This window comes from Alkalibaculum bacchi, from assembly GCF_937875145.1.
Classification (GTDB): Bacteria; Bacillota; Clostridia; order Eubacteriales; family Alkalibacteraceae; genus Alkalibaculum; species Alkalibaculum bacchi_A.
In genome coordinates this window covers 1-3,708 of record NZ_CALNCS010000192.1, presented here as the reverse complement: position 1 = coordinate 3,708, position 3,708 = coordinate 1, and the positions used below count along the sequence as shown (strand labels likewise).

Below are 3,708 nucleotides of genomic sequence, written 5' to 3'. Positions count from 1 at the left end.
TGCCATTCCAACCAAGCGCTTCATTAGCGAGGTCGAAATAACGGTCTACAAATGCACGAAGAAAATTCCCCTCACCAAATTGTAAGACTTTCTCAGGAGCATCTTTTGGGACCAAAAAGCCCTTGTATCCCATATCTTTTAGGCCATCATAGCTTAGAGCCCGCATTAGTCCCTCTTCCCTACTCTTCTTCGCTAAGGTCAAAGTTAAAGTAACGAATTGCGTTGTTATAGCTAATATCGCGTACGAGGTGGGCAAGAGCCTGCTCATCATTGGGGTATTTACCTTGCTCAACCCATTCACCGAGGAGTCCGCAGAGTACACGACGGAAGTATTCATGGCGTGGATAGCTCAAAAAGCTACGCGAGTCAGTAAGCATGCCAATGAAATTGCCGAGAACCCCTTCATTGGCTAAGGCAGTCATTTGCGCTCGCATACCAGTTTCAGAATCATTGAACCACCAAGCAGCTCCATTCTGGAGTTTGCCTACAACTGGCGCCTGCTGAAAACATTGCATAACGGTATCTATCATCATGGTGTCATTCGGATCAAGACTATAAAGAATCGTCTTAGGCAGCCCACTTGTTTCATTGATATCGTTTAAGAAGTCAGACAGATCAGAGGCCATCTGCCCATTTCTTATGCAATCATAACCAGTATCGGGACCAAGCTTTTTAAACATGGTTGAGTTATTATCCCGCTTGCAACCAAAATGAAGCTGCATTGCCCATCCAAGTCGCACATATTCAGAAGCTGCAAATTTTATAAAAGCAGTCTTGTATTTAAGAATATCTTCATTGCTGACAGTCTTCCCAGCACAACGGGCAGCAAATATCTGCTCAAGCTCAGCTTCAGTTGCAGGGATATCTACAACATAGTCAAGGGCATGATCTGATGCCTTACAACCCATTTCAGCAAAGAAGTCAAACCTCTTGGAAAGAGCTTGCGTAAAATCGGCAAAAGACTTAATAGGCATACCAGCAGCCTCAGAGAGCTGAGCTACATAGTTACCAAAGCCCTCTTTCTCAATACCCAAGGCCTTATCAGGACGCATTGCCGGAACTACCTGGACATCGAAACTATCATCAGCGGCAATGCGTTTATGCCACTCAAGAGAATCAGCTGGATCATCAGTAGTACAAATTAAACGAACATTTGAACGACGAATTAAGTTGCGGCAAGAAAATTCGCGACTTGCGAGCTTTTTGTTTGCAAGCTCCCAAACTTCTTCAGCCGTTTTACCACTAAGATTTCCCTCATATCCAAAGAAGCGCTTAAGCTCCAGATGGCTCCACTCGTAAACAGGATTCCCAATACAACGCTCTAGAGTCTCTGCCCATTTCTGAAACTTCTCCCGTGCCGGCGCGTCCCCAGTAATGTAACGCTCATCTACGCCATTAGCTCGCATGAGCCGCCATTTATAGTGATCTCCTCCAAGCCAAACCTCAGTAATAGATGAAAAGGACTTGTCTTCAAAAATCTCTTTCGGAGAAATATGGCAATGGTAGTCAACTATTGGCAAATTTTCAGCAAAATTATGAAAAAGCTTTTCCCCTGTCTGTGTGGAGAGTAAAAAATCTTTGTCATTCATGAAGTTCTTCATTAATAAGCATCCCCTTTATCTTGAGACTGTGTTACTCCAAGCATCTACAACAACTTTCATTCATGTCCCAAAGGTTTTTATCTGTATAGCCTCCATTTTGAAATCGTTACCATTTCCAATCCTCAACAGATAAATTACTAAGATATTTTATATATTAACTATTACAATGAAGATCCTATACCCATAACGTTGTATTTTTCAAGATTAATTCTCCGAACGAGCTGATTTACTTTTTAACGTATCGTTACGTTATGGTCTAGAATGTGAAAATATTTGGTATCGGTTCCATTTTAAGTAAAACCCTATCGCGCATAAGCTAAGATATACAACCAACTCACTCTTAGGCTAACTTCTACATTGAGCTTAGCAAAAGCAGTACGTTCTCCATTAGCACACCAATAATTTTCAGAACATTCGTAAACCCAAGAACAAACTTGCTAGTATAGAAATAATAAAATTGATTTTGTATGCTGATCGAAGTTATTTACCTTAAAACAGACAATCATGAAAGAGACTTATGAAAGGGAAAGCCACTATCAACGATATAGCTACAGCCGCTGGCGTATCAAAAACAACGGTCTCCCGCTATATTAATGGCAAGCAGGATCTTTTAAGCGAGAAAACGCGCACCCGCATTGAGAAGGCCATTCAAATCGCGCATTACCACCCTAGTGCTGTGGCACGAAGCCTAAAAACTCAGAGGTCATTTCTTATCGGTGTCATTGTTGCTAATATTACTACCCCATTCGCAACCTCGTTGCTTAATGGTATTAGCAACCGATTACGCAAGGATAATTACACTCCCATTTTCACCGATGCAGGAGATTCCCCTGAACGTGAGCATGAACTTATAGAATCCCTTATTGGTCACCAAATTGATGGGCTCATAGTTAATACAACTACATCCAAAAACGATGAACTTATCTCCCTATCAACAACAGGAATGCCCATCGTACTTGTTGACCGACTCATTGATGATCATACATTTGATATTGCTCTGTCTTCATATCGTGAGCCTTCATTAAAGCTTATGCATGAAATCCATCATCAAGGCTTTGGTCGTGCAGTGCTGTTCACGCAACCATTTGAAAACAACTCAGCTCGCACTGCTAGACGCGATGCCTTTGCCGAGGGCGATCTTTCTTATTTTGGTATCAAAGATGTTGCAAAGGACATTTATATAGTAAACCCTTGGGAAGCTTCAACTGTTGAAATGGCTTTAAATGCGATGCTTGCTTCTACTCCCAAAAATATAATACCTGCTATTTATGCCACTAATACAGTGACTTTGATTGCTACATTTAATGCAATTTGTAAGCTAAAGCTTAAAATCCCAGATCAGATAGGTATCTGCGGACCCGATGATTGGGGATGGGCTCGTAGTATGGACTGGGACTGGGCATCAACATTAGATGTAGGTGTCACAACGTTCATGACTGATCCTTATACAATGGGCTATGAAGCAGCATCACTCATGATCACCCGAATTAAGGATCCAGACCGCAAGAAGGAAACACGTATTATTCCAACTAAACTTGTTATTAGAGCGTCCACAAAACTCAAGTATAGATAGGCACATGCCTTATATATCAATGATTTTCGAGCACACGCTCATGAGGAGCTCTCTTTTCCAATCATCTTAAGACGCTCTGCACTCCAAAGTTATTAAATTTTAGTCTTTTACTAGATGCTAAATCAAATAGGCCTATGCACTTCTTATATACAGTGATTGAAACCTACCAGAGTCTACGACAAAATCCTAGTAGTCTGAATACTCTCATAGCTAATCGCTCTTACCACCTTAGAAACACATATCTTCAAGCAATACGTATAACACACCCCCACTTTTAATAATATAAAGATCGAACACCTGGCCAGAGGATCGTGTGCCGAATGACGCTCCTATACTGTGTCAAGCTTGAATTTGATTTTCCAGCAGAACGCTCAGCAGTCGGTCGTACTCAGCTCTTATCCCGGGGCATAGCCGCTTCTCTCCTTCGATCTCGCTGATCCTGGCATTGGGGACACCGAGCTTTTCAGCAATGCCCTTCTGTGAAATTACCCCATTTTCGTTGACAGGCCCTAAGCCGCGATAGCGGCGTTTTCC

Annotated in this window: 3 protein-coding genes; 1 reads left to right on the top strand and 2 read right to left on the bottom strand. The window is 42.0% G+C overall.

Annotation, left to right across the window (positions count from 1 at the left end; genetic code table 11):
* Positions 1–179 precede the first annotated feature (179 nt).
* A complete protein-coding gene (uxaC, locus tag Q7P22_RS11215) occupies positions 180–1,601 on the bottom strand; it encodes a glucuronate isomerase (protein WP_303864197.1) in 1,422 nt (473 codons plus the stop codon).
* 517 nt (positions 1,602–2,118) lie between these two features.
* Between uxaC and Q7P22_RS11210 the strand changes: the two genes are divergently transcribed.
* Complete coding sequence (locus tag Q7P22_RS11210) at positions 2,119–3,174, top strand: LacI family DNA-binding transcriptional regulator (protein ID WP_303864195.1); 1,056 nt, start codon at positions 2,119–2,121, stop codon at positions 3,172–3,174.
* 339 nt (positions 3,175–3,513) lie between these two features.
* Here Q7P22_RS11210 and Q7P22_RS11205 read toward each other — a convergent pair.
* On the bottom strand, positions 3,514–3,708 hold a 195-nt coding region (locus tag Q7P22_RS11205; RefSeq protein WP_303864193.1), incomplete at its 5' end, for a hypothetical protein.

Bases quoted from the DNA above. Each gene is read 5' to 3' on its own strand.
- uxaC (WP_303864197.1), bottom strand. From the start codon at position 1,601: ATGAAGAACTTCATGAATGACAAAGATTTTTTACTCTCCACACAGACA.
- Q7P22_RS11210 (WP_303864195.1), top strand. From the start codon at position 2,119: ATGAAAGGGAAAGCCACTATCAACGATATAGCTACAGCCGCTGGCGTA.